Source organism: Niallia sp. FSL M8-0099, assembly GCF_038006945.1.
Classification (GTDB): Bacteria; Bacillota; Bacilli; order Bacillales; family Cytobacillaceae; genus Niallia; species Niallia circulans.
Map to the genome: position 1 here is coordinate 1,133,368 of NZ_JBBOWF010000002.1, position 24,731 is coordinate 1,158,098.

At 37.1% G+C, this 24,731-nt stretch carries 24 protein-coding genes; 12 read left to right on the forward strand and 12 right to left on the reverse strand.

The features are described 5' to 3' along the window. Nucleotides 1–96 precede the first annotated feature (96 nt). Nucleotides 97–654 carry a thioredoxin family protein gene (locus tag NSQ92_RS20155; protein WP_171510133.1) on the reverse strand — a complete coding sequence of 186 codons (558 nt, stop codon included), beginning with the start codon at nucleotides 652–654 and terminating at the stop codon, nucleotides 97–99. 166 nt (nucleotides 655–820) lie between these two features. Between NSQ92_RS20155 and NSQ92_RS20160 the strand changes: the two genes are divergently transcribed. Next, the gene (locus tag NSQ92_RS20160; protein ID WP_341153167.1) at nucleotides 821–1,885 is read left to right on the forward strand and encodes a hypothetical protein; all 1,065 of its coding nucleotides are present in this window, start codon (nucleotides 821–823) and stop codon (nucleotides 1,883–1,885) included. 295 nt (nucleotides 1,886–2,180) lie between these two features. Here the strand turns inward: NSQ92_RS20160 and NSQ92_RS20165 are convergent, their stop codons facing one another. Together NSQ92_RS20165 and NSQ92_RS20170 are read right to left on the reverse strand one after the other, a co-directional pair. Beyond that, a complete protein-coding gene (locus NSQ92_RS20165; RefSeq protein WP_144544830.1) occupies nucleotides 2,181–3,131 on the reverse strand; it encodes an NERD domain-containing protein in 951 nt (316 codons plus the stop codon). 829 nt (nucleotides 3,132–3,960) lie between these two features. After that, nucleotides 3,961–4,803, reverse strand: coding sequence for an aldo/keto reductase (locus NSQ92_RS20170; RefSeq protein ID WP_341153168.1), 843 nt, complete (start codon nucleotides 4,801–4,803; stop codon nucleotides 3,961–3,963). Nucleotides 4,804–4,991: 188 nt separating this feature from the next. Between NSQ92_RS20170 and NSQ92_RS20175 the strand changes: the two genes are divergently transcribed. Continuing rightward, nucleotides 4,992–5,282: an AbrB/MazE/SpoVT family DNA-binding domain-containing protein gene (locus tag NSQ92_RS20175; RefSeq protein WP_047942606.1), complete on the forward strand. Its 291-nt coding sequence runs from the start codon at nucleotides 4,992–4,994 to the stop codon at nucleotides 5,280–5,282. A 91-nt stretch (nucleotides 5,283–5,373) separates the two neighbouring features. Here the strand turns inward: NSQ92_RS20175 and NSQ92_RS20180 are convergent, their stop codons facing one another. From NSQ92_RS20180 to NSQ92_RS20195, 4 genes are all read right to left on the reverse strand, one after another. After that, a complete protein-coding gene (locus NSQ92_RS20180) occupies nucleotides 5,374–6,471 on the reverse strand; it encodes a diguanylate cyclase (RefSeq protein WP_235844510.1) in 1,098 nt (365 codons plus the stop codon). A 183-nt stretch (nucleotides 6,472–6,654) separates the two neighbouring features. Next, nucleotides 6,655–6,975 carry a YnfA family protein gene (locus tag NSQ92_RS20185; protein ID WP_047942607.1) on the reverse strand — a complete coding sequence of 107 codons (321 nt, stop codon included), beginning with the start codon at nucleotides 6,973–6,975 and terminating at the stop codon, nucleotides 6,655–6,657. 53 nt (nucleotides 6,976–7,028) lie between these two features. After that, a complete protein-coding gene (locus NSQ92_RS20190) occupies nucleotides 7,029–7,499 on the reverse strand; it encodes a CBO0543 family protein (protein ID WP_047942608.1) in 471 nt (156 codons plus the stop codon). Nucleotides 7,500–7,564: 65 nt separating this feature from the next. Next, nucleotides 7,565–8,128: a CBO0543 family protein gene (locus NSQ92_RS20195; RefSeq protein WP_047942610.1), complete on the reverse strand. Its 564-nt coding sequence runs from the start codon at nucleotides 8,126–8,128 to the stop codon at nucleotides 7,565–7,567. Nucleotides 8,129–8,277: 149 nt separating this feature from the next. On the opposite strand from NSQ92_RS20195, the gene NSQ92_RS20200 reads away from it, so the two are divergent. The 4 genes from NSQ92_RS20200 (at nucleotide 8,278) to NSQ92_RS20215 (ending at nucleotide 12,339) form a co-directional block, all read left to right on the forward strand. Next, complete coding sequence (locus NSQ92_RS20200) at nucleotides 8,278–9,198, forward strand: HD-GYP domain-containing protein (RefSeq protein WP_061799555.1); 921 nt, start codon at nucleotides 8,278–8,280, stop codon at nucleotides 9,196–9,198. A 124-nt stretch (nucleotides 9,199–9,322) separates the two neighbouring features. Beyond that, on the forward strand, nucleotides 9,323–9,775 hold the full coding sequence (locus NSQ92_RS20205; RefSeq protein ID WP_047942612.1) for a MarR family winged helix-turn-helix transcriptional regulator: 453 nt from the start codon (nucleotides 9,323–9,325) through the stop codon (nucleotides 9,773–9,775). Continuing rightward, a complete protein-coding gene (locus NSQ92_RS20210) occupies nucleotides 9,772–10,422 on the forward strand; it encodes an HlyD family secretion protein (RefSeq protein WP_047942613.1) in 651 nt (216 codons plus the stop codon). Before NSQ92_RS20205 ends, NSQ92_RS20210 begins: the two co-directional genes overlap by 4 nt. 9 nt (nucleotides 10,423–10,431) lie before the next feature. Then, nucleotides 10,432–12,339: a DHA2 family efflux MFS transporter permease subunit gene (locus NSQ92_RS20215; protein ID WP_095320441.1), complete on the forward strand. Its 1,908-nt coding sequence runs from the start codon at nucleotides 10,432–10,434 to the stop codon at nucleotides 12,337–12,339. A 415-nt stretch (nucleotides 12,340–12,754) separates the two neighbouring features. Here NSQ92_RS20215 and NSQ92_RS20220 read toward each other — a convergent pair whose 3' ends face one another. Further along, nucleotides 12,755–13,747 (reverse strand): Gfo/Idh/MocA family protein, encoded by a 993-nt coding sequence (locus NSQ92_RS20220; protein WP_341153169.1) that lies wholly within the window; start codon nucleotides 13,745–13,747, stop codon nucleotides 12,755–12,757. Nucleotides 13,748–13,824: 77 nt separating this feature from the next. Beyond that, the gene (locus NSQ92_RS20225; RefSeq protein WP_341153170.1) at nucleotides 13,825–14,733 is read right to left on the reverse strand and encodes a glycoside hydrolase domain-containing protein; all 909 of its coding nucleotides are present in this window, start codon (nucleotides 14,731–14,733) and stop codon (nucleotides 13,825–13,827) included. 364 nt (nucleotides 14,734–15,097) lie between these two features. On the opposite strand from NSQ92_RS20225, the gene NSQ92_RS20230 reads away from it, so the two are divergent. The 6 genes from NSQ92_RS20230 to NSQ92_RS20255 all read left to right on the forward strand — a co-directional run bounded on the left by NSQ92_RS20230 (nucleotide 15,098) and on the right by NSQ92_RS20255 (nucleotide 21,267). After that, nucleotides 15,098–16,528 carry an MDR family MFS transporter gene (locus tag NSQ92_RS20230; RefSeq protein ID WP_095320437.1) on the forward strand — a complete coding sequence of 477 codons (1,431 nt, stop codon included), beginning with the start codon at nucleotides 15,098–15,100 and terminating at the stop codon, nucleotides 16,526–16,528. A gap of 289 nt (nucleotides 16,529–16,817) precedes the next feature. Continuing rightward, nucleotides 16,818–17,696: an alpha/beta fold hydrolase gene (locus NSQ92_RS20235; RefSeq protein ID WP_047942618.1), complete on the forward strand. Its 879-nt coding sequence runs from the start codon at nucleotides 16,818–16,820 to the stop codon at nucleotides 17,694–17,696. A gap of 430 nt (nucleotides 17,697–18,126) precedes the next feature. Next, the gene (locus NSQ92_RS20240; RefSeq protein ID WP_061801315.1) at nucleotides 18,127–18,993 is read left to right on the forward strand and encodes a TetR/AcrR family transcriptional regulator; all 867 of its coding nucleotides are present in this window, start codon (nucleotides 18,127–18,129) and stop codon (nucleotides 18,991–18,993) included. Nucleotides 18,994–19,090: 97 nt separating this feature from the next. Beyond that, nucleotides 19,091–19,483 carry a cytidine deaminase gene (locus NSQ92_RS20245; RefSeq protein WP_369988888.1) on the forward strand — a complete coding sequence of 131 codons (393 nt, stop codon included), beginning with the start codon at nucleotides 19,091–19,093 and terminating at the stop codon, nucleotides 19,481–19,483. A gap of 195 nt (nucleotides 19,484–19,678) precedes the next feature. Beyond that, nucleotides 19,679–19,972: a MazG-like family protein gene (locus NSQ92_RS20250; RefSeq protein WP_341153171.1), complete on the forward strand. Its 294-nt coding sequence runs from the start codon at nucleotides 19,679–19,681 to the stop codon at nucleotides 19,970–19,972. Between the two features lie 710 nt (nucleotides 19,973–20,682). Further along, entirely contained in the window at nucleotides 20,683–21,267 is a 585-nt protein-coding gene (locus NSQ92_RS20255; RefSeq protein WP_341153172.1) for a hypothetical protein, read from the forward strand. Between the two features lie 42 nt (nucleotides 21,268–21,309). Here the strand turns inward: NSQ92_RS20255 and NSQ92_RS20260 are convergent, their stop codons facing one another. From NSQ92_RS20260 to NSQ92_RS20270, 3 genes are all read right to left on the reverse strand, one after another. Beyond that, nucleotides 21,310–22,134: a carbohydrate ABC transporter permease gene (locus NSQ92_RS20260; protein WP_047942718.1), complete on the reverse strand. Its 825-nt coding sequence runs from the start codon at nucleotides 22,132–22,134 to the stop codon at nucleotides 21,310–21,312. A gap of 67 nt (nucleotides 22,135–22,201) precedes the next feature. Continuing rightward, nucleotides 22,202–23,086 (reverse strand): carbohydrate ABC transporter permease, encoded by an 885-nt coding sequence (locus tag NSQ92_RS20265; protein ID WP_047942624.1) that lies wholly within the window; start codon nucleotides 23,084–23,086, stop codon nucleotides 22,202–22,204. A gap of 315 nt (nucleotides 23,087–23,401) precedes the next feature. Further along, nucleotides 23,402–24,718, reverse strand: coding sequence for an ABC transporter substrate-binding protein (locus NSQ92_RS20270; RefSeq protein WP_173427268.1), 1,317 nt, complete (start codon nucleotides 24,716–24,718; stop codon nucleotides 23,402–23,404). Nucleotides 24,719–24,731 lie beyond the last annotated feature (13 nt).

The window sequence follows — 24,731 nt, forward strand, 5'->3', positions numbered from 1 at the left end:
ATATCGTATGCGATTATATTAATGATTTTAGAGTTCGATGTCAAACAAAAGCTTTTACCAATTAAAAAACAGCCCTCAAATTCAAGGGCTGTCTGCTTATTTAATAATCTCTTGGACTCTGCTCTTAAAGCTATTGTATACATATGTCCAAATAGCTGGCTCGGTGCGATATCTTTTTTGCAGGCTTTCGTAAAACTCTTTTTGTTTTTCCGCAAATGCTGGGTCCTCTTTTGCAGGAAGCTTAGCGCGTCCTTCATTAACTATTTCTTGGACTTCTGGTGCACGCGGTCCCCATTTGCCAATTAACTCGCCTTGTTCATTTAAAATAAGCACCATAGGAATTGCTCTGCCGCCGTTTGTTAAATGGCGATCAATTAAATCTGTATCTGCATCTCGCAATGCCACATGCATTGGCAAATCCGCCGCTTCTACTATTTTGCGAAGAACAGGATTAATCACCATCGCATCGCCACACCAATCTTCCGTAATCGTTAGGAAATGTAACTTATGCTTTTTTAATTCTTCGGTAAAACCATCTTGCGGCAAAGAGAAGTTTTCATATACTTCATAGCTTTCCTCTTTTAATGTACTCATGTTTTCCATATATGTTTGAATCGTTGTGCCTTCTTCAAAATATTGTTGCTCTGTCTTCATTATGGTACACGCTCCTTTTCTATGTAGACCTTCTCTATTATTTTACTATGTCTATGTGTTTCATACTATTTTGACGATTTGGGATAAATTGCTTTTTTTGATAGATGAATGTATAGGGCTTTGTTACAATTAACTTAACAAGATTTCTTAAGATTGGAGTTATGGCATGAAGAAATTTCTTTCAACACTAGGAATGGCTTTGATTGGAGGAGTATTTGGCGGAGCACTTATGCTCACTCTTTTATCGCAAGAATGGACTATCACGAATATTCTTCTTGGAGTCGTTTGTTTTCTTGCATTTTATATTATACATATTATTTTACATGAAGGTGGACATCTTATTTTTGGAAAATTAACTGGCTATTCCCTTGTTTCCTTTCGCGTTTTTTCCTGGATGGTTGTTGCCACCAAAGACGGTTTAAAGTGGAAAAAGCTGCATGTGCCAGGTACATTAGGCCAGTGTTTAATGGCTCCTCCCGAATATGTGAAAGGCAAGTATCCCTTTAAGTTGTATTTATGCGGCGGAGTTATCATAAATTTTCTCAGTAGTTTAGTGGTTGGCGGCATCGCTTTGATTGTATACGGGAATGCTTTTCCTATCCCTATCACTCTATTCGTACTCCTTGGCCTCTTTATTGGAGTAACAAATATTATTCCTTATGGTTTTAACGATGGGATGACATTAAAAATGGCGTGGAGCAGCGAAAAAAAGCAATGGCAGCTATTTAGTCAATTCTATATTAATGCGCAAACTTCCAATGGCGTTTCTTATCAGGAGCTGCCAGAAGAACTATTTGCACTGCCCGATGGCGATGATGGGAAGGATTATTTTTCCCAGTGGGGACTGTGCATGCAACAAGTGCGCGCAATGGACCGCCTCGATTTTGAAGAAGCAAAGAGAATTAATGACTTACTGTGGGCAAGGAAAGACGAGTTAATCTCCCTTTTCCGAGTGGAGGTTGCCAAAGAGCGCTTGTTTTTGTTAACTGTGCTGGAAGGTGACAAAGAAGAAGTCCAATCTATTTATAAGAATAAAGAAGTAAAACGCTTCCTAGCAATCAAACAGATGAGCAATAAACGAATTGCCGCCGCATATGAGTTGTACGTAAATGGCGATCGCCAAAAAGCAACTGCGCTTTGCGAAGAAGGAGCTCAGTTGGAGAAGCATAATCCGAATATGACGGATATTGTGCTGGAGAAGCGATTGATGAAGACTTTGTTGGCGGGATGAGTTTTGGTGGGGTGGGACTGAGTTGGGTTGGAGGGTTGGCTGATTTCGCTCGGGTTTGGCTGATATTTTCCTAGTTTGGCTGATTTCTCCTCCACTTTGGCTGATATTTTCCCAGTTTGGCTGATTCCAACTCCACTTTGGCTGATATTTTCCTAGTTTTGGCTGATTCTACCTCTACTTTGGCTGATATTTTCCTAGGTTGGCTGATTCCTCCTCACCTTGCCCAATAATTAATGGATAATGAGCACATTTTCATTCTCTACTCATCATCCATTCGAATATTTATCCTGATTGCTTATGGGTTTTGATACTTTCTTCCTCTATTTTCTCCTATACTTCGCAAATTCATTCTTACTAGCATTTTAGCAGCTGTTTCACGTGAGGATATGTTGGCAAATTGCCGGAATTCTTTATTTGTAATAGTGGCTTTTATTAATAAAAAATAATCGTTCACTGTTTGGTGATGGGCATTTTTATCATATGTGTGGCAGTGAGGACAGAACCATTTGCGTTTTTGACGTATCATCGCAAATTTTTCGCATGATGGGCATTGTACACCTGTGATGAGGTCACTTTGCGGGATTCCATATTTTCTTAGTAGATCGATACTTTCAGGAGTGTTATTTTTCAGGAGATTTTTGGATACTTTGCGGAGGAGCTTCCCTTCTACCACAGTCACTTTATATTTTTGAGAGAGATTGTCCCATTTTTCTAAAAAACTATGACTGTGAATGACTTTATCTCTGATAGCTGGACTTCCCTTTAATATAGTAGATGAACTGCTGAATATTATGATGAATTCGATGGGGATTGGCGGGAGATTATGCAGTTGAAAGTACTTTTGCAATTGACGTTGGTGCCTTTTGGCTTGGGAAATTGGATTCGAATAGCCTTCTACCTTTTCATCTACTTTGCGAATCATCTGATTAAAGTTGGAGTCAATCTCTACTTCTCCATAATAGTTTTTGCATTCGACAATAAGAGCAAATTTTTGCGTGAGGATGAGATAGTCCATCTGGAAATATGTTTTTCCATCGTAGAGGCGAAGATTATGAATGATGAGGCAATCTTTGTCTGGCAAAAATTGAAAGTAATACTTCATATCTTTCTCACCCCGATAGCCTGCTAACAATTTCCTTAAATCTTCCATTACATTCGGTCTAAGCTTATACGTTTCTTTTAATCTTTTGATTAGAATTTCCGTAGTTTTTAATCTATTGCTCTTACCAATTTCGTTTATAAACAATTTACCACTTCCTTTCTCTATTTCATTTATTCTATTTTTTTGCTTGAAAAACCTTTTTGGTGGGGAGAGGGAAATTGGGTTGGCTGATATTTCTTCAGTTTGGCTGATTCCAACCTCCCTTTGGCTGATATTTTCCCAGTTTGGCTGATTCCACCATTACTTTGGCTGATATTTTCCTAGTTTGGCTGATTCCACCATTACTTTAGCTGATATTTTCCTAGTTTGGCTGATTCCACCATTACTTTAGCTGATATTTTCCTAGTTTGGCTGATTTCACCCTCACTTTGGCTGATATTTTCCTAGTTTGGCTGATTCCACCATTACTTTGGCTGATATTTTCCTAGTTTGGCTGATTCCAACCTCCCTTTGGCTGATATTTTCCCAGTTTGGCTGATTCCACCATTACTTTGGCTGATATTTTCCTAGTTTGGCTGATTCCAACCTCCCTTTGGCTGATATTTTCCTAGTTTGACTGATTCCAACCTGGCTTTGGCTGATATTTTCTCCGGTTGGCTGATTCCAACCTCACTTTGGCTGATATTTTCCCAGTTTGGCTGATTCCAACCTCACTTTGGCTGATATTTTCCTAGTTTGGCTGATTTCATCCTTACTTTGGCTGATATATCTCGCACTCTAGCTGATTCCACCACTACTTCAGCTGATATTCGCCAACTTCATCCAAATTTACTGTCATCTCCGCTGATTTCCTCGCCTGCTTCAGCAAAATCTACCTCAATCCAGCCAATTCCACCCATATTTCAGCCAATTCACACCGAACTTCTCCAACCAACCGCCCCGCTCAATTCCCCACTCCTTAAGTCAAACTACCTCAAAACTCTTCATACTCAGCTGGATCTTGATCGGCAATGCGGCCGTCAGCTCGGGTTAGGCTGGAAATTTTATTCATTTCGGCATCGTTCAGTTTAAAATCGAATATCTCCAAGTTTTCTTGTTGACGTTCAGGGGAGCTTGATTTTGGGATTGGTAATGCTCCTAGTTGGGTGTGCCATCTAAGGATGACTTGGGATATTGTTTTTCCATGTGCTTCTGCTATTTGTTTAATTGTTTCGTTTTCTAGAACGTTATTTGCGCGGCCGAGTGGGCTCCATGATTCGGTTACGATACCGTTTGCTTTATCGTAGGCCAATTGTTCTTTTTGAGAGAAAAATGGATGGAGCTCTACTTGATTAATGCTTGGCAGTACGCCAGTTTCCTTTTTCAAGCGATAGAGATGCTCTGGCAGGAAGTTACATACGCCGATGGAGCGAATGAGTCCCCATTTTTTGGCGTCAATCAAGGCTTGCCATGCCTCTACATATAAGTCCGTTTTGGGGTTTGGCCAGTGAATTAAAAATAAATCGTAATAATCTAATTTGGTGCGGTATAGTGATTCTTGGATGGTATAGATGGCTTTGTCGTATTGATGATGGCGTCCTGGAAGTTTGGAGGTAATAAATAACTGTTCTCTGCTTACGGTGCTGCGGCGAACTGCTTCTCCAACTGCGCCTTCGTTTTCATAATTGAATGCAGAATCTAGTAACCGATAGCCCATGTCTATTGCTGATGTCATGGCCTGAACCCCAGTTGCTCCTCGTAAATTATAGGTACCAAGACCAATTGCTGGAATAACAAGACCGTCATTAAGCGTGATTTGTGGAATGGTTGTTTGCATGATTATATCCTCCTTCTATGAATTAGAAAAGATTTCCTCTTCAAAAAAAGTATAGTGGAAAGCTTGTAGCTAATTCTAGTGATATGCTTCCAGCAAGTTATCTTTACTTCAAAATATTTCTTCATTTTCCAAGACAGTATGTTAAAATATAGGATATATATTAAAAAATGTATAGGGAGGGAAAAAGTATGAAAAGCACAGGAATTGTTCGTAAAGTGGATGAATTAGGTCGTATTGTTATTCCAAGAGAATTGCGAAGAACATTAGGAATTGAAATTAAAGATCCTTTAGAAATTTTTGTCGAAGGGGAAAAAATTGTCTTCCAAAAATATAAAGCTTTTGAAGAATGTGCCATTACAGGAGAAGTCTCTCCCGATAATATCACGGTTGGTAATGGAAAGCTTGTGTTAAGTAAAGAAGGCGCAGCATTATTAATGAAAGAGTTGGAAACTGTCTTTGCAAGTGAATCACAAAAGTAAACTTTATAATAGGACAATTCCACCTTTTTCTATCACATCGGAATTGTCTTTTTCTTTGGAAAACGACTCATTAAGAAGGACAGTCCCTCACTTAGGAGGAACTGCACGCTACTACATTTCTGCCTAATTTCTTTGCCTTATACAGCATTTGGTCACTCTCTTTTATTAATTCATCTAGTGATTTCCCAGCAGAAAGACCGCCTATTCCAACAGAAACAGTTACTTTCCCATTAGGCTGAGTCTCTTCCCCAAAGAATCGATAATCCTCCACATTTTTTCGAACTCGCTCTGCAATATTTGCAGCTGTCTGCATATTCGTTATTTTGGTAAAGCACATAATAAATTCCTCACCGCCATATCGGGCAAAAATGTCTTCTTGTCTCATCGTATCATTTAATAGCTGCGCAATTGTACGTAGTACAGCATCACCAGCTGGATGACCATGGATATCGTTATACTTTTTGAAATAATCTACATCCATCATGGCAATGACAATGGGGACATTATTCTGCATTAGCTTTTCAACATTTGTCCGAAAAAAACGAATATTATATAAATCGGTCATACTATCATGTCTTGAATGATATTCTAGTTCTTTTCGTAATAACTGTTTTCTGCTAACACTATTTTGCATAAGAAAAATGCAGAGAACAGCAACGAGTTCAAATACTATAAGTAATATTACTGTCATGAACGAAACATGGGTCGTCTGAAGAATAAAAAATAGCCTTAGGATCTGGTAGCAGAAAAATGCGCTCAGCATATGCTTCATATTTATAATGGAATATGGTGGATTATAAGACTTCTTATCTTGAAAAAAAGCGCCTATTATAAATGGCAGAATAATTGCCTGAAATATCCCATCCATTACAAGGGTGCCTCCAAGCTGATAGCGATATAAAGCTGGTAAGATGGTCGAGATTAATCCATATTTCCATCCCAATAAATAAGAAATATAAAAAATCGGAACACCTCGTAAATCCAATCGCACTTCCCCATAAATTAGCGGCTCCCACATGGCTGCAATACTTAATAGACTAACAAAAATTGGAGTAACCCACATATACTTGAGAATATTTTTATATCGCAAGACAAGATATTCTTTTAACTGCAGTACCAAAAACATAAAAGCAATTATTAATGTCATATTATTTAAAAAAGCATGGAACGTTATTTTAATGTCGATCACCCTATTTTCATGTAATCTCTTGCTGAATAGCGAATGATTATCCACTCTAGTTATAATGGAAACTATTCCAACTTTCCTCCTTTTACTGAAAAGGATGCCAATTTCTAAGGGATTATTTATTTAAGAAGATTTATAGAGGAAGCACTTTAACTATTAGAAAGGAAGCTATCCTAAAACCAGCATTTAATGACGCGGTGCAAAAACCATTATCATCACACCTAATAAACAAATTCCTGCCCCTAACCAGTCATATATATCTGGTGTTTTTCTATCTATCCCCCACCCCCATAATACGGAGAGAATGATAAAGATACCTCCATATGCAGCGTATACTCTACCAAAAGACATAAAAGATTGGAAGGTTGCAATAATACCATATAAAATGAGCGAAATCCCGCCAAAGATTCCCCAATAATAGGGTTTTCCTTCACGAAGCCATTGCCAAATAAGATAGCCTCCACCAATTTCGGCTATGCCGGCGATGATAAATATAAGAATTGTCATGTCAAACCACCTAATTCTAGTATTTCCTTATATTATACCAAATCGAAGGCTGTTTAATGGTCGCTTTCTTTCCTGCTTCTTTTCATTAATTTCACTGTGAATTGATGAAATAATAGGAGCGTGACATAAAGAACTGGATACGTAAATATAGAATATGATTGCTTCCAACCATTTAAATAGAAGGTACCACTCCAAATAAATATCGTTTCAAAGATCATGGCAAAGACGCCCCAGACAAAAACATAGAGTATCTTATTCCTGAGCTTCTTTTTATACGGAAAGCAATTAAGAAAAATAATATTGACCGCAGGATAAATTCCCAGAATATAGATAAAGCTATCCCAGTCAGGCCCTTTTTCAAAGTAACCATAAATATTATATTTCAAACTAAGATAGATATCTGTAAGTAACTGAATTAACATTGCAAATAGTGTTGTTGTCAACATTTCAATAGGAGTTAATCGTTTTGGAATGCTATATGCTATCGTATTAAATAAAAGTACAATAAGGATAAGAACGAGCATGGAATAGACTCCGATCTATAATCTATACTAAATGTTCCTTCTTATCCTTGCCGAAATCAGATAAATTACTCATCTTCTTGCCATTTCATAAATAGTTTTGTAATTAAATATCCACCAATATATAGGAACAAATAAATCAGGAAAATATGAAAAAAGTTAACCCATTTATATGGTTCAAATAACCCCATGCTTGTCAACAATGGTTTAAAGCCAAAACCAAAAATGGCTGCTAAAATGACGGCATATAGATAGAAGTTTTTTTCGTGTTTTAATGTCCATTGAAATACTAGCATAACCGCGACTGGGATAATCGACCCATCTAGCGAAAAGCTTGGTAAGAAAGGAAGCATCTGATATGGATAGGCCCATAACCCAAAGCGAATACCAGTTGCATCTGCATAGAAAAATAACATATGCACGGCGAATCCAAAGAAACCAATGATGAAAATCCGCTTGCGGTCAATGGTAAAATATAAGACGATCAGGGGAACAACTAACATAAGCAGCACCACCCAAAATTGCCATGAATCTATGTTTGAATACAAACTCCAATACTCTTGCGCCTCTTTTGTATATTTTTCTTGAATGGAAACTAATCGATCAAAAAAGGAACGTTGTTGGTCATTCATCTGATCACCTCAGGAATTATTTTCATTTTGTAGTATGAACTTTTTTTTAGAAAATATTTCTCCCCTGCAAAGCTTATTAAATTAGAAGAATAGGGAATGCTTCCATTAATAGAGGTTTGTTCGATTAAGATTAGCACTGGAGGTCCGATATGCATCATCGAATTTGGAATAATCCTGCTTATTTTCGTTATCTTTTCTTTATTCTCTTTATCATTAGTATCATTTTAAATCGCTATATTCTGCAAAACCATGATAATTATTTTATTTTATATATATTATGCTCTATTTTTCTGGGACTCGGCTTCTACAATAGCTCTCTTTGGAAGATTGTAATGTTGACGTTTCTAGTTGTTGTTTGTAGATTTTTTTTCATTCCGGAGCCACATGCTTCATCTATTCTTACTTTTATTACCTATTTATTAACCTATCTTCTGATCACGTTCATATCCGTTGCCTTTATGTCACGCGTGCAAAGAGTGATGGAAGATAATTTAGCCTTAACAAAAGTACTTTCCAATGCACTCGACTCCCGAGATTCCTATACGATGCACCATTCGAAAAATGTCGCAAAATATGCCATGCAAATTGCCGAAAAAATGAAGCTCCCCCATCATTTATGTGAGGTTATTCATATCGGCGGATTACTGCATGATATTGGAAAAATCGGCATCCCCGAATCTTTATTAACAAAACCAGGAAAGTTAACAGCAACTGAATATGAATTAATAAAAAAACATACAACAAAAGGGTATGAAATCATTAAACATGTTAAGCAATATAAAAATAGTGGGATATTGGATATTGTTTTATATCATCACGAGCGCTTTGACGGAAAAGGTTATCCGCAACACTTAAAGGGAGAAGAAATCCCATTGCTCGCTCGTATCGTCGCAGTTGCAGACACCTTTGACGCGATGTCTTCCGGTCGCGTTTATCGAAAAGAAATTCCTTTAGAAGAAATTCTTCACGAAATTAGGCTGAACAAAGGAAAGCAGTTTGATCCAAATGTGGTCGATGCCTTTCTCGCTCTTTTTGAAGAAAAAAACAAACCATTTACAGCTGATTCATAAATTAGTGATTTCCTTAACAAGATCTCAGCAAATCCATTGACTTCTCCAAAAAAATATGCGAAAATCCAATAGTTCGCATACGAACAGTTCTGATAAAAACTATTAGAAAGGGAGAAAAATTCAGATGAACGGGTCGTTAAATAATGAATTAATCCGCTCCTATTCTCGTATTAATAAAGCCTATAACCATCTAGTGCACCTTGATGCGAAGAAATTGGATTTAACAGCCGTGCAGTTAAAAACGCTGTACAGAATTTATTTCTGCCCTAATATCGGCATTGGAGAACTTGCAACAAAACTATCTTTAACCAAAAGCACCGTTAGCGGTGTTATCGATCGACTATCCCAACGACAATTAATTGAACGAACCATTCCTGAAAACAATCGTCGATCGGTCAACATCCAACTAACTGCAGAAGGTCAGCACGTCATGCAGCAATATTTCGCTGGGACTTCTATTCTAGCAGGAAAAGTAAGAGAAGTTATGCAGCTTCCAGAGGAAGACATAAACAAATTACTTGAGCTAAATGAAAAAATACTGACCATATTAAATGAAATTGAGGAGGAACAACCATGAATAGTAAACGCATGATTTTATTAAATATTATCCTATTGATTGTGTTAGTTGGCGGAGGTTTTGCCGGCTATTATTTCTACGACCAATCTGTTTCCTATATCAAAACAGATAATGCTCAAATTGCTGGACAACAAATCAGCATCGCATCACCAGCAACAGGTAAATTAACGGATTGGAAAGGCGAAGCAGGTACTTCTTTTAACAAAAACGAAAAAATCGGTACTGTAGAGGTTGTAACAGAATCAGGTACAACTAAAATGGATATTACTGTTCCAGAAAATAGTACCATTGTTCAATCTAGCGCTGTCCCAAATACATTTGTTGCTGCAGGAACTTCCCTTGCTAAAAGCTATGATTTAGAAAATCTATGGGTAACAGCAAATGTCGATGAAACAGATATTAACAAAGTAAAAGTTGGGCAAGAAGTTGATTTATATGTAGATGCCTACCCAGAGACTGTTTTAACAGGAAAAGTAGACAGCTTAGGACTTGCAACAGCAGGAACATTCTCCCTTCTGCCAAGCAACAACAGCTCAGGAAACTATACAAAAGAAACACAAGTAGTTCCGGTAACAATCTCTATCGATAACTACGGCGGACTAAAACTAATTCCAGGTATGAACGTTTCCGTAAGAATTCATAAGTAGGTGATGGATATGACCACTTACATCACAAGCTATATTATAGGAAGCATCCTCCTTCTGCTGATCATCAATCTTTTTTTACGAAAAAAGAAGACAGTAGCAAAACCGAGCCGCGTTATGGAAGATGCCAAGAAGGAAAATGACACCACGTCATCCCTTACAAAATCAGAGATGGTAAAACAAGAAGAGTCGTCGGATACCATAGAGCATGCAGATGCAATGAAAGAAGACGGTGAAGATGGCGTAGCAGAAGCAATGGAAACAAATGAAGGAATATCCGATGAAAAGGAACGCCTTGCTAATGCTGTCGAATCTAACGAAATAGCGGATGAAGAGGAGCAAGCAGCTGAAGCCAAAGAATCAAAAAAAGCAAAAGCTCCTTATAAACCACTAGAAACGGCCGAAGAAATCAACCGCGGTAAAGTGATTGTTGCCCTCATGCTAGGTGCATTTGTCGCTATTCTGAACCAGACTTTACTAAATGTGGCCATTCCACATATTATGAACGATTTAAATGTATCAACAAGCACCGTCCAATGGCTGTCCACTGGATATATGCTGACAAATGGTGTGTTTATCCCAATCACTCCATTTTTAATCAATAAACTAGGAACACGGAAACTGTTGATTTCAGCAATCTCCGCGTTTACCATCGGATCCATTGTCTGTGCGACCTCTGTTGGATTTTCGATGCTTCTAATTGGGCGTATCATCCAAGCAGCAGGCGCCGGTTTATTAATGCCACTTTTAATGACCGTTTTTTTAATTATTTTCCCGCCCGAAAAACGCGGAACAGCAATGGGGATTATGGGTGTCGTCATGATTTTCGCACCAGCCATTGGGCCAACTTTATCAGGCTGGTTAATCGGTCATTATTCTTGGAGAGTCTTATTCGAGCTTGTTATTCCAATCGGCATTCTCGATTTAATTATCGCTATTCTGTGGATGAAGGATGTAACAAAAGTATCCAATCCAGTCTTTGATACGATTGGCTTTATCACTTGTACAGTCGGCCTAGGCTCCTTGCTTTATGGTTTCAGCGAAGCAGGAAATAACGGATGGGATAGCAGAGTAGTTGTTCTTTCTCTTGTTATCGGAGTAATTTTCTTATGCCTCTTCGTCTGGAGAGAACTTACAACAGAAGCGCCTATGGTAGACTTACGTGTATTCAAATATAGTATCTTTACTTTAACAACATTAGTAAGCATGATTGTCAATATGGCGATGTTTGCGGCAATGCTGCTTTTACCAATCTATTTGCAGAATATCCGCGGCTTCACTGCCCTCGATTCTGGATTATTAATGCTGCCAGGTGCGATTGTAATGGGAATCATGTCACCAATTTCCGGAAAACTTTTTGACCGCTTTGGGGCAAGACCACTAGCGATCATCGGTTTAATCATTACGGTTCTGACTACATGGGGCTTCACTCAATTAACGATGCAGACATCTTACTCTCATCTCATGATGCTTTATATTTTCCGGATGTTCGGGATGTCATTTATTATGATGACGGTTATGACAGAGGGAATGAACCAGCTCCCATTAAACTTAACGAGTCATGGAACTGCTGTCTCCAATACAGCCAGAACAGTTGCGGGAAGTATTGGTACTGCCTTCTTAATCACAGTCATGACCAATCGTACCGCTTTTCATCTAGATAACTATAACAACATTATCTCGTCTGCCAACCCATATATTGCAGAGAAATTTGCTCAGCTTGGTCAAGGTTTAGCTGGTCTCACAGGACTTCCAACCGGAGCAGGTCAAACCTTAGCAATCTCTACAGTTTATGGAAAAGCAGCTCAAGCATCTACAATCAGTGGAATTAATGACGCTTTTATTGTAGCTACGATTATTGCGAGTGTTGCATTAGTGCTATCATTTTTTATCCGAAGAGCTACTGCAAGTTCGAAATAAAAAATTAAAAATAGGAAAAAATCCCGAAGCAGAAGATGGTGCTTCGGGATTTTATTGTAAAGATTGGATTTTTGAAAAAGAAAACTTGTTTATAAAGAAATGTCACAAGATAGAAAGTTAATTTTTTAGCAATGTTGTCATTAATATGCTGAAATAGAGTAGATAATCAGCAAAAATAACGATTTTTTTCAACCAAACTTTCCAGATATCAGCCAAAGGGAGAGCGGAATGAGCCAACCTGGGGAAATATCAGCCAAAGCAGAGGTGGAATCAGCCAAACTGAGAAAATATCAGCCAAAGTAAGGGTGGAATCAGCCAAACTGAGAAAATATCAGCCAAAGTAAGGGTGGAATCAGCCAAACTGGAGATATATCAGCCAAAACAAAGTCATGGCTGCCACACAAAAAAGCACCTCTCAACGAGATGCCTTTTCCCCATAATACCCTTTAATCAGCTGATCCATTACCCAGTTGGTTCTTGCTCCACTTACGCCTGTGCTTGGACTCGTACCTTTTCCAGTTAACTCATCCACCATCAATTGAATCATATGCTGCTGAATATGACGTGGATTTTCGATTACCCACTCTTCCGTTCCTTCTGAGGTTGTTAACGTAATGGGACCATTCCCAAAGGTTGCAAAAGTCAGTTTCCCTTTGCTTCCGACAATTTCGTTTTCGTCCATATGGTCATAGGCGCCAAAACACCATGTCCCTGTTCCATGCACACCTGATTCAAATAGATAATTGCCGGTCACCATGTCTTCTGCTTCGTAGCTGCCATTTTGGTTGGTTGCGAATCCTTCTGCCTCCTTAATCGGTCCAAGCAGAAAATCCAGAATATCCAATGTATGGCTCGCTAAATCAAGGAATAGTCCACCGCCTGCAAGTTCTGGCTGCACTCTCCATGCTTGATCATCTTTTAAAGGTGGCTGATATTGGATTGTTCGCACAAAGCGAATATCCCCAAGCACACCGCTGTCGACTATTTCTTTTATTTTTAGAAAACGAGGAAGTGCACGTCGATAATAGGCAACATATAAAGGCACATCTGCTTGTTTACATGCTTCAATCATCTCTAGGCACTCTTGATAATTTCTTGCCATTGGTTTTTCAACATACACTGGTTTCCCTGCTTTTGCGGCAAGAAGTGCATATTCTTTATGAAAAGCTGGTGGAGTAGCGACATAAATAGCATCGACATCTGGATCATTTATTAGCGCTTCACCATTGTCATACCATTTAGGAACATGATGACGCTCCGCATAATCCTTAGCCAATTCACCATTGCGGCGCATAACTGCCACTAGCTTTGAATTTTCCGCTAATTGAAAGCCTGGTCCACTTTTTACTTCTGTCACATCTCCACAGCCAATAATTCCCCATCGAACTTCGTTTTCTATCTTTTTCATCTATATTTTCACCTCTCCTTCTTATTCGCTCTCCGTCTTTGAAAACCCTTCATTTTTTCAAAATTTGTCTAGTCAATTCAAATTTTTATCGCTTGCCCAGGGTAAATGAGATCCACATTTTTAATCTGTGGATTTTTTGCTTGGATGGATGAAAGGCTCATTCCATAGATTTTGGCAATTTTCGTTAACGTTTCTCCACTGGAGACGATGTGTACTGTTTCTTGCTGCGGGTTAATCCATGATCCTGGTTTTCCTGCTATTTTCGTGACATTTATCATTCCTTGAGATTTGTTAAAAATCGAGTATATTCCTGGCTTGACGATTCCCTTTTTATTTTGGCCAGCTTTAGCATCTGCCGCTGTTAGAAAGGCACCTGTTTCCTGCTGAACAGTATACTTATTCGCCTGCACTTTTTCCGTGTCCCAATGCCCAGGATTTTGCATAATCTGATTCCGGTCAATGTTGACGCCCTCTAGGATGATATTATTTTCATATTGATACATATGAATAAAGGGAGCGACTTCTCCGCGTGACCATGCATAGGTCTGCCATAAGTAATCAACCTCCCCCTTCATGGTATGCATCACTGCATAGGAACCGTATACTCCTATTTTATAAGATATCAGCTCCTTTTTCACAGCTGAAAAGTAAGCTTGGATCTGGGCCATTTGCTTTCCTGTAACCTCACAATCAACTGCAAAGTAAATAGCAGTTCCTTCTGGCTGCCCAACTGCTTTTGCCCACTTTTCTGCGTCCTTCCCATCTACTGTTCCTTGCTTTTCTGTAAAATAGGAAATCTTATTAGCGCTTTTTTGAAAAATACTAATCAGCTTTATTCCCGCCTTTTGAATTACTTCTGCCTCTTTCTTATTAAAGGACTTCCAGCTATCTCCTAAATAGCGTGCAACATAGCGAAACCCTGCTCCATACAAGTCTTTTGCCATTTTTTCTGTTAACTTGGTAGCACAATCAAAGCCCATTGTCATTCTGAACCACTCCTTTTCTTTTTATATAGAAAAAAAGGAAATCAATGGTCAGCACTATTTCCATCTGTAAATGCATGTTGTCCTTTAGTGAAACTATTATCTGAAAAAAGTGAACTATCTCTTCCTCCTCCTATCTATATTGGCGAGGAAAAGAAGTTATTCTTTGTTGCTATTTAAGAATCATTAAAGAGTATGAATAATTCATAACTGGAAAGCATAACCATTCCTAATTTTGCACATCAAGTAGTTGTGCCGAATCAAAAAGGATATTGACATCTTTATTATTCAATTCTATCATGGTATTGTACTAGAGTTCAGAAAAATATACTCGAGTTTTATTTTATACAACAGGAGGATAAGAAGAATGACAAATATTAGAGCACATCCCATCGACATTAATGGAAATCAATTTAGTAGAGCCGGATTTGTCCTCGTTTTAATGATTGGTACTTTTTTAACTATCATAAACCAAACGTTATTGGTCACAGCTTTGCCAAAGATAATGGTTGACTTAGACATTAGTGCTATTAATGCACAATGGCTCATTACTGCGTTTATGTTGATCAGTGGCATCATGATTCCCACTTCAGCATTTTTGTTAAATACAATAAATAATAGAAAATTATATATGGCAGCAATGGTAAGCTTTGTAATAGGCACAGTAATCTGTGCACTCAGTCCTACATATAACATACTGTTATTAGGACGTATCATCCAAGCGGTTGGTTCAGGATTAATTATTCCTTTAATGCAGACATTAATGTTTTTAGTATATCCAGTTGAACGGCGAGGAGAGGCTATGGGGTTAGTAGGAATTGTTATTGCATTTGCTCCTGCTATTGCTCCCACTTTATCTGGATGGATTGTTGATTATTTTAATTGGCGATACTTATTTTATATAATTCTCCCAATTGCTGTGATTAACATGTTACTGGCATGCTTCTATTTGAAAAACGTCATTAATTTAACTAAACCGAAGATTGATATCCTTTCTATTATGCTTAGTAGCATAGGTTTAGGTTCCCTGCTATATGGGATTAGTGTTGCAGGGAATATAGGGTGGCAAAATAAAATTACAGGGTTCTCTTGCGTAGCTGGCCTCCTAATCATAATTTTATTTTCCCATCGACAATTTAAACTCACTCAACCCTTTTTGGAGTTACAAGTTTTTAAAAGTAGAACATTTACATTGTCTACAATGATTGTCTCTATTATTTTTATGACTATGATTGGATTTGAAGTTCTTTTACCTATTTATACACAAACTATAAAAAACTTTTCAGCACTTCAATCGGGGCTAATATTATTTCCTGGTGCGATTGTACTGGGTATTATTTCTCCAATATCAGGGAAATTATTTGATAAGTTTGGCGTTAAAAAAATATCAATAATGGGCATGTTCATTCTAGCGGCAGCAACTTTTCCATTCTTATACCTCACTAACAATACAGCTACTTGGTGGATTGTTTGTCTTTATTCTTTTAGAATGCTAGGTATGGGATTTGTCATGATGCCTTTAGCCACTGCGGGAATAAATGCATTGTCTAATGATTTGATAAGTCACGGTTCTGCTATTAATAATACTGTTCGACAAGTGTTTGCCTCACTAGGATCTGCAGTCATGGTTGGGGTTATGTCAGCTACTGTGACCAAATATTCAAGCTATTATGAAGACTCTTCCTTTATTCCGTTGTTGAATGGTCTTAAGAATGCCTTTATATCCGGCTTCATTCTAATCGCCATCGCATTTGTATTATGTTTTTTCATAAAGTCTCCATCAATTAAAGCTGAATAAACAGTATCTCTTCTATTAAATAATCCCCCTTACGGACACTCTTTTAAGTGTTGAAGGAGAAAGGATATCTAGAAATTCGATATGGCTTTGAAATTTAGAGATATGGGAGGAATTATTATGACTATTTAAATCGACTCACAAAAGTTCAATCTATTAATCTATTTGTAACTTAAGAACTCTTAACAAACAGTGATCTAAAATCAGGCGTAATCTATTTCTTAAAACTCAACTTAACTCAACTAAAACGGTTGGTGAGTTTAGTAAAAACAACTATGTGGAGGAATTAAAAATGAATCATTTAAAGTCAGATGACCCAAAAAGTACATACATTCAATCTTACGATAACGCATTAAAAGCACTATGGCCAACACAATTTTCCTCTTACTTTTTAGAAACGTCTTATGGAAACACCTATATAATTGAGAGTGGAGATAAGTTGTCTCCACCCCTACTCCTTTTGCATGGTGCTAAAATGAGTTCGACCATGTGGTATCCAAATGTGGCAGAATGGAGTAAGCATTATAGAGTCATTTGTATAGATATTTTAGGGGATACAAATAAAAGCATTGCGGAGAAACCATTTTCAAATCGATTAAGCTATGCTTCTTGGTTAAATGAAGTGCTAGACTCTCTGAAAATTGCTAAAACAAATATTGTAGGTTTATCCTATGGTGCTTTACATACGGTTAATTTCTTGACCTTCTTCCCTGATAAGGTGAATAAAGCTGTTATTATGAGCCCAGCCGCTACTTATATTCCGTTTAATCCTGAATTCTATTCTTACGCTATCGGATTGGTTAGTAATGAAGCAGGAGTTAACAACTTTTTAAAATGGATTTTTAATAACCGTTATATTGTTGACCCTCTTATAAAACAACAATTAATAGCTGGAATGAAGGACACTGTGTCTTCTCCACCAAAAGCAACTCAAGTGGAACAAGCATTCCCTTATGTATTTGAGGATGAAGAATTAGCCCAAATTCAGACTCAAATTCTTCTGTTACTTGGAGAAGAAGAAGTAATGTATGATCCTGTGGAAGCTTTTAATCGTGCCAAGAACTCCTCTCCTCATATTACAACAGAGATTATAAAAGGGGTAGGTCATTTGATGTCGATGGAGAAGCCAGAACAAATTAATGATCGTGTCTTAAACTTTTTTAATAAATAGAAAAGATAAAAGCCCTTATCGTTATGCATGAGGGCTTTCCTCATTCCATTAATGTACATCTTGTGACATTAGAGTAGTTTGTGAAGATTTTCTAGTGAGTAACACTAGAGTTTTAGACCACCCTGATCGGTAATAGGATTATAAACTTTATAACTTCTAGGACCCTCCTCAGCCTCTATATAATAACTATTATATAGAAAGTATAAGGAACCTTCTTCCTCAGTTGATAGCTGTATTCAATAGAACACTTATTTTATCACCTCCTTGCTGACGGACTTTTCACCTTGATTAAGATATTAAATCTTTAAGGAATAATCATTCCATCCCCCCTTTCAATCAAACAGAAGTTCATTTTTCTGTACTCGAGTTTGTTTTTATGATAGATTGGTATTATAATGATATCCATCATATTTAAAGGAGTTAGAATTGTATGAGTAAAAAAGAAAAAATCATTGAAGCAGCAAAACAATTATTTCGAACAAAAGGCTATCATGATACTGCAATCCAAGATATTTTGGAACAAGCCAAAGTTTCCAAAAGCACATTTTATAATTACTTCTCTACAAAATCACAATTGATTCTTTATATTATTCAAAAAGTTGACGAAAAGGTTGACGAACAACAAAATACGTTGTTGCTCGAAGGAAGTCCATACGATAAGCAGCTATTTTATACCCAGCTTCGGGTAAAGCATTCCATTTATGGAACGGAGAAAATCTCAGAATTATATAATATCTCTTTGGGCGAAAATGATGAGGAATTACAAAGTTACATGCAAGAAAGACATTATAAAGAACTAAATTGGCTGTCAAAACGCCTAATAGACGTTTATGGAAAAGATATCGAAAAGAGCGCAATGGATTTATCCACTCATTTTATTGGGAGTTTAGGTTATCAGTTTAGATATTCCGATCAAATAAAGCTGAATATAAATAGCTCTGATATTTTAGATTACAATATTTTACGTTTAGAAAATAACATTGAAATTACAAAACAAACAAATCAAGTTTTATTTCCGTATAAATCACCTAACTCAGCCGACGATCAAGAATCCGCTATTAGGGAAATAAGAAAATTACTTGACAAGTGTATAAGTTCGGATCAATTATCACAAGAACAAAAAGAATTAATAAGTTTTATTTTAGAAGAAACTCAAAGTTCTTATACAAGATGGGGTGTTTGTGAAGGTGCTATTCGTCAATTACAGATACTATCTTCCTCCACAGATTTAGTTTATCAAAATATATTGAAAGAGTTATTTGACATTATCCATACACAAAAAGATATTTATCAATAATGTTAAATGAACAATCTTATATGTAACAGTCACTTTTGTTTTTCTCGCATACCAAATGCAGATTAACTTATTTTAAATACTTCCTGAAGGGGCAATTATATTGGACATTTTATATAAATCAGCAGTGCAGCTAATTGAAAAGCGCTATCCTACCGGTTGGGGCGGTGCAGCCGCAATGCGTACAAGTGATGGAAATATTATTACTAGCGTAGCACCAGAAGTGCTGAATGCAGCAACTAATCTTTGTATAGAAGTGGGATCTATCCTAGAAGCTCATAAACAGCAAACAACAGTTACTCATTCCATTTGTGTTGTAAGAGATGATGAAAATAGCCCTTTCAAAATTCTTACTCCTTGTGGTATTTGTCAAGAAAGATTGCTGTATTGGGGCGGTGAAGTATTAGTAGCCGTGACGCATAAAAAAGATGAAATTAAGTATGTCTCGTTACAAGAACTTCAGCCATTTCATTGGACAAATGCTTATACATGAAATTAACTAGTTGAAATATAGCTGAAATTTCATAAAACCTTCATGCTAAATGCATAGGGGGATTACAATCCGCTTCTATCAATATTCAAACAGCTGAGGATTCTCAAGGCTAATAACAAAAAACATGTCCTTATAAAGTAGAAGACTGCTTAATGGATTATTAGTATATTTACATAAGAGTAAGGAGAGAAGACCATGAACATCTACTTAGAGAGATTAAGGAGGATGAGTAACTTGGAGCCAAAGACACTGGAGCAAATGGCATTGAAATTATCAGAAGAAGCTGGAGAAGTATCGCAGGCTGTGCTTTCTTATTTAAATGCAAGCGGAAGTGACTATAAGCAGCTCAATAAAGAAGACATTAAGGAAGAATGTGTTGATACTCTCCTTGTTGCATTATCCTTATTTTATAAGCTTTCTAATCGAGAAGAAGAGCTGTATGACTTACTAGATAAAAAAATGAATAAATGGGAAAACAAAATTAGTTAAACAAAAAGCCTGTCCCATAGCGAGGCTGCTGAAATGAACAGATGATACCAGGTTGGAATGGTAAATACTTCTTTTGTCAAAATACCTTTACAGCGCAGCAGATAAGTTTTCCGAAGAGCTTTGATTCTTGATATTGGACTAGTGATTCTTTGATTAGAATAGGAAATTTCCTAACTATACTTAGAAGCAAAAGATAAAAACAGATGGTAATAAAGGTAGTTTTCTTGTCACGATATTCCAGATATATTTTTCTCTAATATGCAACAAAGTTCTATTTATGTTATAAAATTCAATATACATATGGGAAAAAGCTAAATATGCGTGTATTCCCAACATGTCAGACAGTACTTGAAACTATTGCAGCTGCTGACTCCTGAATAAAAATCACCCTTTCTAATCACACTAAGAGAAAAAAAGGGTGATTTTCTTATGACTAATTTTCTGCTGACTAACTTATTTTCGGCATTCCTGCTTCATCGCAACTTACAATGGCACCGCAAACTTGTCTTTCTTGCTATCCCGTTGTTTTTTCTATTTATGCTTCTGCAAGGAGAGTATATTATTGCACGCTTGAAAAAAAATACTATTCATATATAAATTAACGGGGAACATGGATAGCATCCTTTCCCCTTTCTTTATGCATTCTCCCTATTGATAATGTTTCCGTTTACATGTATAACTAACATATAGACATTAAAAGGGTGAACATATTGAATAATAAGATTATACTTTTCATCAACAGAGTGGCTCAGTATACGACTGCTGGGTATTATTTTTGGATCTATCTTTTGCGCGGGGGACTTGTATATGGCTTAGTTCCTGCTGGTATTGGTCTGATTCATAGCATTGAAAGTATTCACAATGAGGTAGAATACAGTATTCGCATTTCCTTTGAAGAGGCCTATCAGAAGCATAAGGGGAATAAACTATTGTCTTTTGTTGTCTTTTTGCTGACTGTGGCTAGTTTACTATCCGTTTATTATTCGCTCATTACAGCTAGTCCTGTTCTTGGCTTTTTTCAATTCCCGCTTGTTTTCTTCACTTTTTTCGCTTGGATTTATTACATTTATTGTATTTATTTTCTAGCTGATCCTCCGAAAGGCAAGGAGGATCAAAAATGGCTGTATGCAATCGCGTTTGACACCTGTATTCGCCGTTTTATTAACAGTTTAATTATACTGGCCACTATCATTGCGATTAGTTTTCTCGTCCGCATTAATTTACTAGTATTTATCTTCTTTGCCCCGCCGTTGACAATCTTTTTGACAAGATATATTGTGCCTCGGCCGGTGTAATGGAAAAGGGATAGCATCTTGTTTGGATGCTATCCCTTTTCTTTATTTAACAGAGCCAGAGACTCCATTATAAATATGTTTCTGTAAGGTTAGGAACACAATTAGGATCGGAAGAATAACGATGATAACACCAGCTAGGATAACTGGCCAATCTGTGCCATACGGACCTTTAAAGGCAAATAGTGCTGTCGAGATAACCTTTAAATCTGGAGAAGGCATATATAGAAACGGATTGTAGAAATCATTATAAATTCCAACACCACTGATGATTAGAATCGTAATCATCGGTGCTTTTAATAACGGCAGAATGATTTTACGATAGATCGTAAAATACGACGCCCCTTCCAAAATCGCTGCTTCATCTAGTGAAACAGGGATGTTTTTCAAATACTGCAGGAAGATATAAACAGCAATAACATCTGTACCTAAGTTGAGAACAATAACAGACCAGATGGTATTAAATAATCCCATTCCATTAATGATTTGGAATGTGGCAACCTGTGTTGTGATACCTGGAATCAATGTTGCAAGAAGGAATAATGCTAGAATAACCTTCTTCATTTTAAAATTAAAGCGATCCAGTACATAGGCAATCATCGTTCCTAAAAGGAGTTTTCCGATGATGGATGCAATAAAGATAAGGATCGTATTTTTAAAACCAGTCAGCATTTGTCCATCCACAAAGGCTGTAACATAATTGTTAAAGGTAAAATTCTTCGGCAGTTCTAATACACCCGTTGTTAAAAATTCCTGCTTTGATTTAAAGGAGCCAATAATCACAACTAAAACAGGAACAATGGCAACAGCGGCTCCGATTAATAAGCTTCCATATTTGACAATGAATCCGAGGATATTCTTTACCATCATCGCAGTTGTTAATCCATTTTCACTTTTTATTCCTGTTTGTTTTTCCAAGCTAGTTTGTGATTTCATGTTATTTCGCTCCTTTCTCTCTTGTTAAGAACTGCTGCAGCAATGTCACAACAATAACAATAACAAGTAATACTAACGCCATCGCAGATGCTAATCCGACCTTGCTGAACTTAAAGGCTGTATCAATTGTCTGGATAACGAATGTCTTCGTACCGTTTGATCCACCAGTCATGATATAAGGAATTTCGAATACACTCAGTGAGCCACTGATACCAAGGATAATATTTAAGAAAATAATCTGCTTAATACTCGGCATAATAATATATCGGAATTGCTGCCAGCGATTTGCTCCATCAATCTCTGCAGCTTCATAAATTTCTGAATCAATCGACTGAATAGCACCAAGGAAGATGATAAAGTTAAAGCCCATATAACGCCAAATAGAAGTAAATGCCATTGATACGTTATTAATGGAGCGATCCCCTAACCAAAGACGGATTTGATCTTCTAGTCCTAAGAAATTCAATACGGTATCTAGCGTACCTCCACCTTTGTAGAAATATAAGAAAATGAACCCAATCGCTACCCCATTTAATAAATATGGGAAGAAAAGAATTCCTTTCCAAAGATTTGCGAATTTTACTTTAAACGTTAAAACGGTCGCAAAATATAATGCGATTCCTAGTTGTACAAATGTTGCAAAGAAATAATATAAGCTTACTTTAAAAACAGAGAAATATTCAGGAGTGGTAAAAATGCGAATATAGTTATCCCAGCCAACATTTTCACTTGTCGGGCTTATTCCATTCCAGTTTGTAAAACTATACTGTACCATTTTAAATAAAGGATAATATGAAAATAACAAAAGTAAAAAAACTGGCAGGGCGGAAAATAAAACAATGATTAATCGTCTCTGCCCGTCATACCCCAATTTCATTTTATTCATCTTGCCTACACCTCTTATTCTTTCACTAACGCCTTTTATGGAAAACTCATTCACCTCCATCGGCGCCGGCGTAAAATATGAAACTACAAACGGGAACTCTCTTGTTATAGCATCGTACAAATGAATAGTTAATGACTACAAAGTAAGAAGGATTTTCTCTGCTGTGTCCCGTCTGAAAACTGATTTTTACAAAAACTCAATAGTAATGAAGGTTACCTTAAGAGATTTTCTCTTTTAAGATAACCCTCCATTTTTAAATAACAATCTTTTTAATCGTTTTCATTTCCCCATAATACTTGCGATTTCTATATTGGTTTATTGTCCAACCTCTTCGATTGCATTGCCCCATTTTTCGTTAAGCTCTTTCATGATATCGTCAAAAGATTCTTTTGTGTTGCCCTTTGCCGCATCCACGATTCGTTGTTTGGTTGCATCCGTTGTACCTAAACCGATTTCCGAACTGTTGTTGATATCAGCAAACAATGATTCTTTTCCAGCAGGAGCAGGTGTTGCTTGGAAGAATTCCACTCCAGCAGTTTCCATTGATTTAAGTGCAGCTGGTAAATCAGCTCCCACTTTTGGAGATATTCCGCCAGTGTCAGCAGCATAGTTTGACTCATCAACAAACCAATCTAAGAATGTGCGTGCAGCTTCTTTATGCTCACTGTTTACGTTAATACCAATATTGTAGTCTCCACCAATCGCTGTGTATTGTTTTCCATCGTGTGTTGTTGGAAATGCAGCGAATTGGATATCTTCTGGATTTTCCGCTAGTGCTTGTACTTGTTCAATTGCCCAGCTTCCTAATACCATTGCTGCTACTTTTCCATCAGCAAGATCTTGCTTAGATTGTTCCCAATCTGTTGTCGTTGGATCCGCTTCTGTATAGCCTTCTTTTACAGAGTCATAAAGCAATTTGTAAATAGTATTCATAGGCTTTCCATCATCAAATGGCGTTTTATCTGTTGTTAACTCATTTGTGAAGTTTGGATCGCCTGCTGCAGATTCACGTACGAAATCCCAATTCGACATTGCCCAGTTAGAAGCATAGTTTGTGTATAATGGCGTAATATCCGGATTTAATTCTTTAATTTTTCCTAATGCTGCTAGAAATTCTTCTGGCGTTTTAGGGAATTCAGTAATTCCTGCATCATTGAATACTTTCATATTAACAAGTACACCTGTTGTATTTACGGCAATTGGAATACCATAAGATACACCGTCATATGCACGGTCTGTTAATAATAAGTATTTTTCTTCTAATTCCTTTTGATCACCAAGCGGCTCAAAGAAGTTTGCGTTGTCTTCTGGCTTAATCGTTGTTGGCACCATTAACACATCGCCATAATCTTTTGAGTTCATGCGAATTTGCATTTGACCAGCATAATCAGTAATTGTTTCTACTTTCACTTCAATATCTGGATGTTTTTCATTGAATTGTGCAATGTACTCATCCCATTTGCCATTCCCAGTCCAGTCTGTTTTGTGGTTAATAAAAGTGATTGTCTCTTTCCCGTCTGCCCCTTTTCCCCCTTGCTTTTCCGAATCACTGCTACAAGCACCAAGCATTAATGCAGCTGCACTAGCAATCAGGCCAAACCGAAATAGTTTATTACCTTTTTTAATCCCCATTCTATTTTCCCTC

Coding starts and splice junctions, on each gene's coding strand:
- NSQ92_RS20155 (WP_171510133.1), bottom strand. CDS start 654: ATGAAGACAGAGCAACAATATTTTGAAGAAGGCACAACGATTCAAACA.
- NSQ92_RS20160 (WP_341153167.1), top strand. CDS start 821: ATGAAGAAATTTCTTTCAACACTAGGAATGGCTTTGATTGGAGGAGTA.
- NSQ92_RS20170 (WP_341153168.1), bottom strand. CDS start 4,803: ATGCAAACAACCATTCCACAAATCACGCTTAATGACGGTCTTGTTATT.
- NSQ92_RS20175 (WP_047942606.1), top strand. CDS start 4,992: ATGAAAAGCACAGGAATTGTTCGTAAAGTGGATGAATTAGGTCGTATT.
- NSQ92_RS20185 (WP_047942607.1), bottom strand. CDS start 6,975: ATGACAATTCTTATATTTATCATCGCCGGCATAGCCGAAATTGGTGGA.
- NSQ92_RS20190 (WP_047942608.1), bottom strand. CDS start 7,499: ATGCTCGTTCTTATCCTTATTGTACTTTTATTTAATACGATAGCATAT.
- NSQ92_RS20195 (WP_047942610.1), bottom strand. CDS start 8,128: ATGAATGACCAACAACGTTCCTTTTTTGATCGATTAGTTTCCATTCAA.
- NSQ92_RS20200 (WP_061799555.1), top strand. CDS start 8,278: ATGCATCATCGAATTTGGAATAATCCTGCTTATTTTCGTTATCTTTTC.
- NSQ92_RS20205 (WP_047942612.1), top strand. CDS start 9,323: ATGAACGGGTCGTTAAATAATGAATTAATCCGCTCCTATTCTCGTATT.
- NSQ92_RS20210 (WP_047942613.1), top strand. CDS start 9,772: ATGAATAGTAAACGCATGATTTTATTAAATATTATCCTATTGATTGTG.
- NSQ92_RS20215 (WP_095320441.1), top strand. CDS start 10,432: ATGACCACTTACATCACAAGCTATATTATAGGAAGCATCCTCCTTCTG.
- NSQ92_RS20220 (WP_341153169.1), bottom strand. CDS start 13,747: ATGAAAAAGATAGAAAACGAAGTTCGATGGGGAATTATTGGCTGTGGA.
- NSQ92_RS20225 (WP_341153170.1), bottom strand. CDS start 14,733: ATGACAATGGGCTTTGATTGTGCTACCAAGTTAACAGAAAAAATGGCA.
- NSQ92_RS20230 (WP_095320437.1), top strand. CDS start 15,098: ATGACAAATATTAGAGCACATCCCATCGACATTAATGGAAATCAATTT.
- NSQ92_RS20235 (WP_047942618.1), top strand. CDS start 16,818: ATGAATCATTTAAAGTCAGATGACCCAAAAAGTACATACATTCAATCT.
- NSQ92_RS20240 (WP_061801315.1), top strand. CDS start 18,127: ATGAGTAAAAAAGAAAAAATCATTGAAGCAGCAAAACAATTATTTCGA.
- NSQ92_RS20250 (WP_341153171.1), top strand. CDS start 19,679: ATGAACATCTACTTAGAGAGATTAAGGAGGATGAGTAACTTGGAGCCA.
- NSQ92_RS20260 (WP_047942718.1), bottom strand. CDS start 22,134: ATGATGGTAAAGAATATCCTCGGATTCATTGTCAAATATGGAAGCTTA.
- NSQ92_RS20265 (WP_047942624.1), bottom strand. CDS start 23,086: ATGAATAAAATGAAATTGGGGTATGACGGGCAGAGACGATTAATCATT.
- NSQ92_RS20270 (WP_173427268.1), bottom strand. CDS start 24,718: ATGGGGATTAAAAAAGGTAATAAACTATTTCGGTTTGGCCTGATTGCT.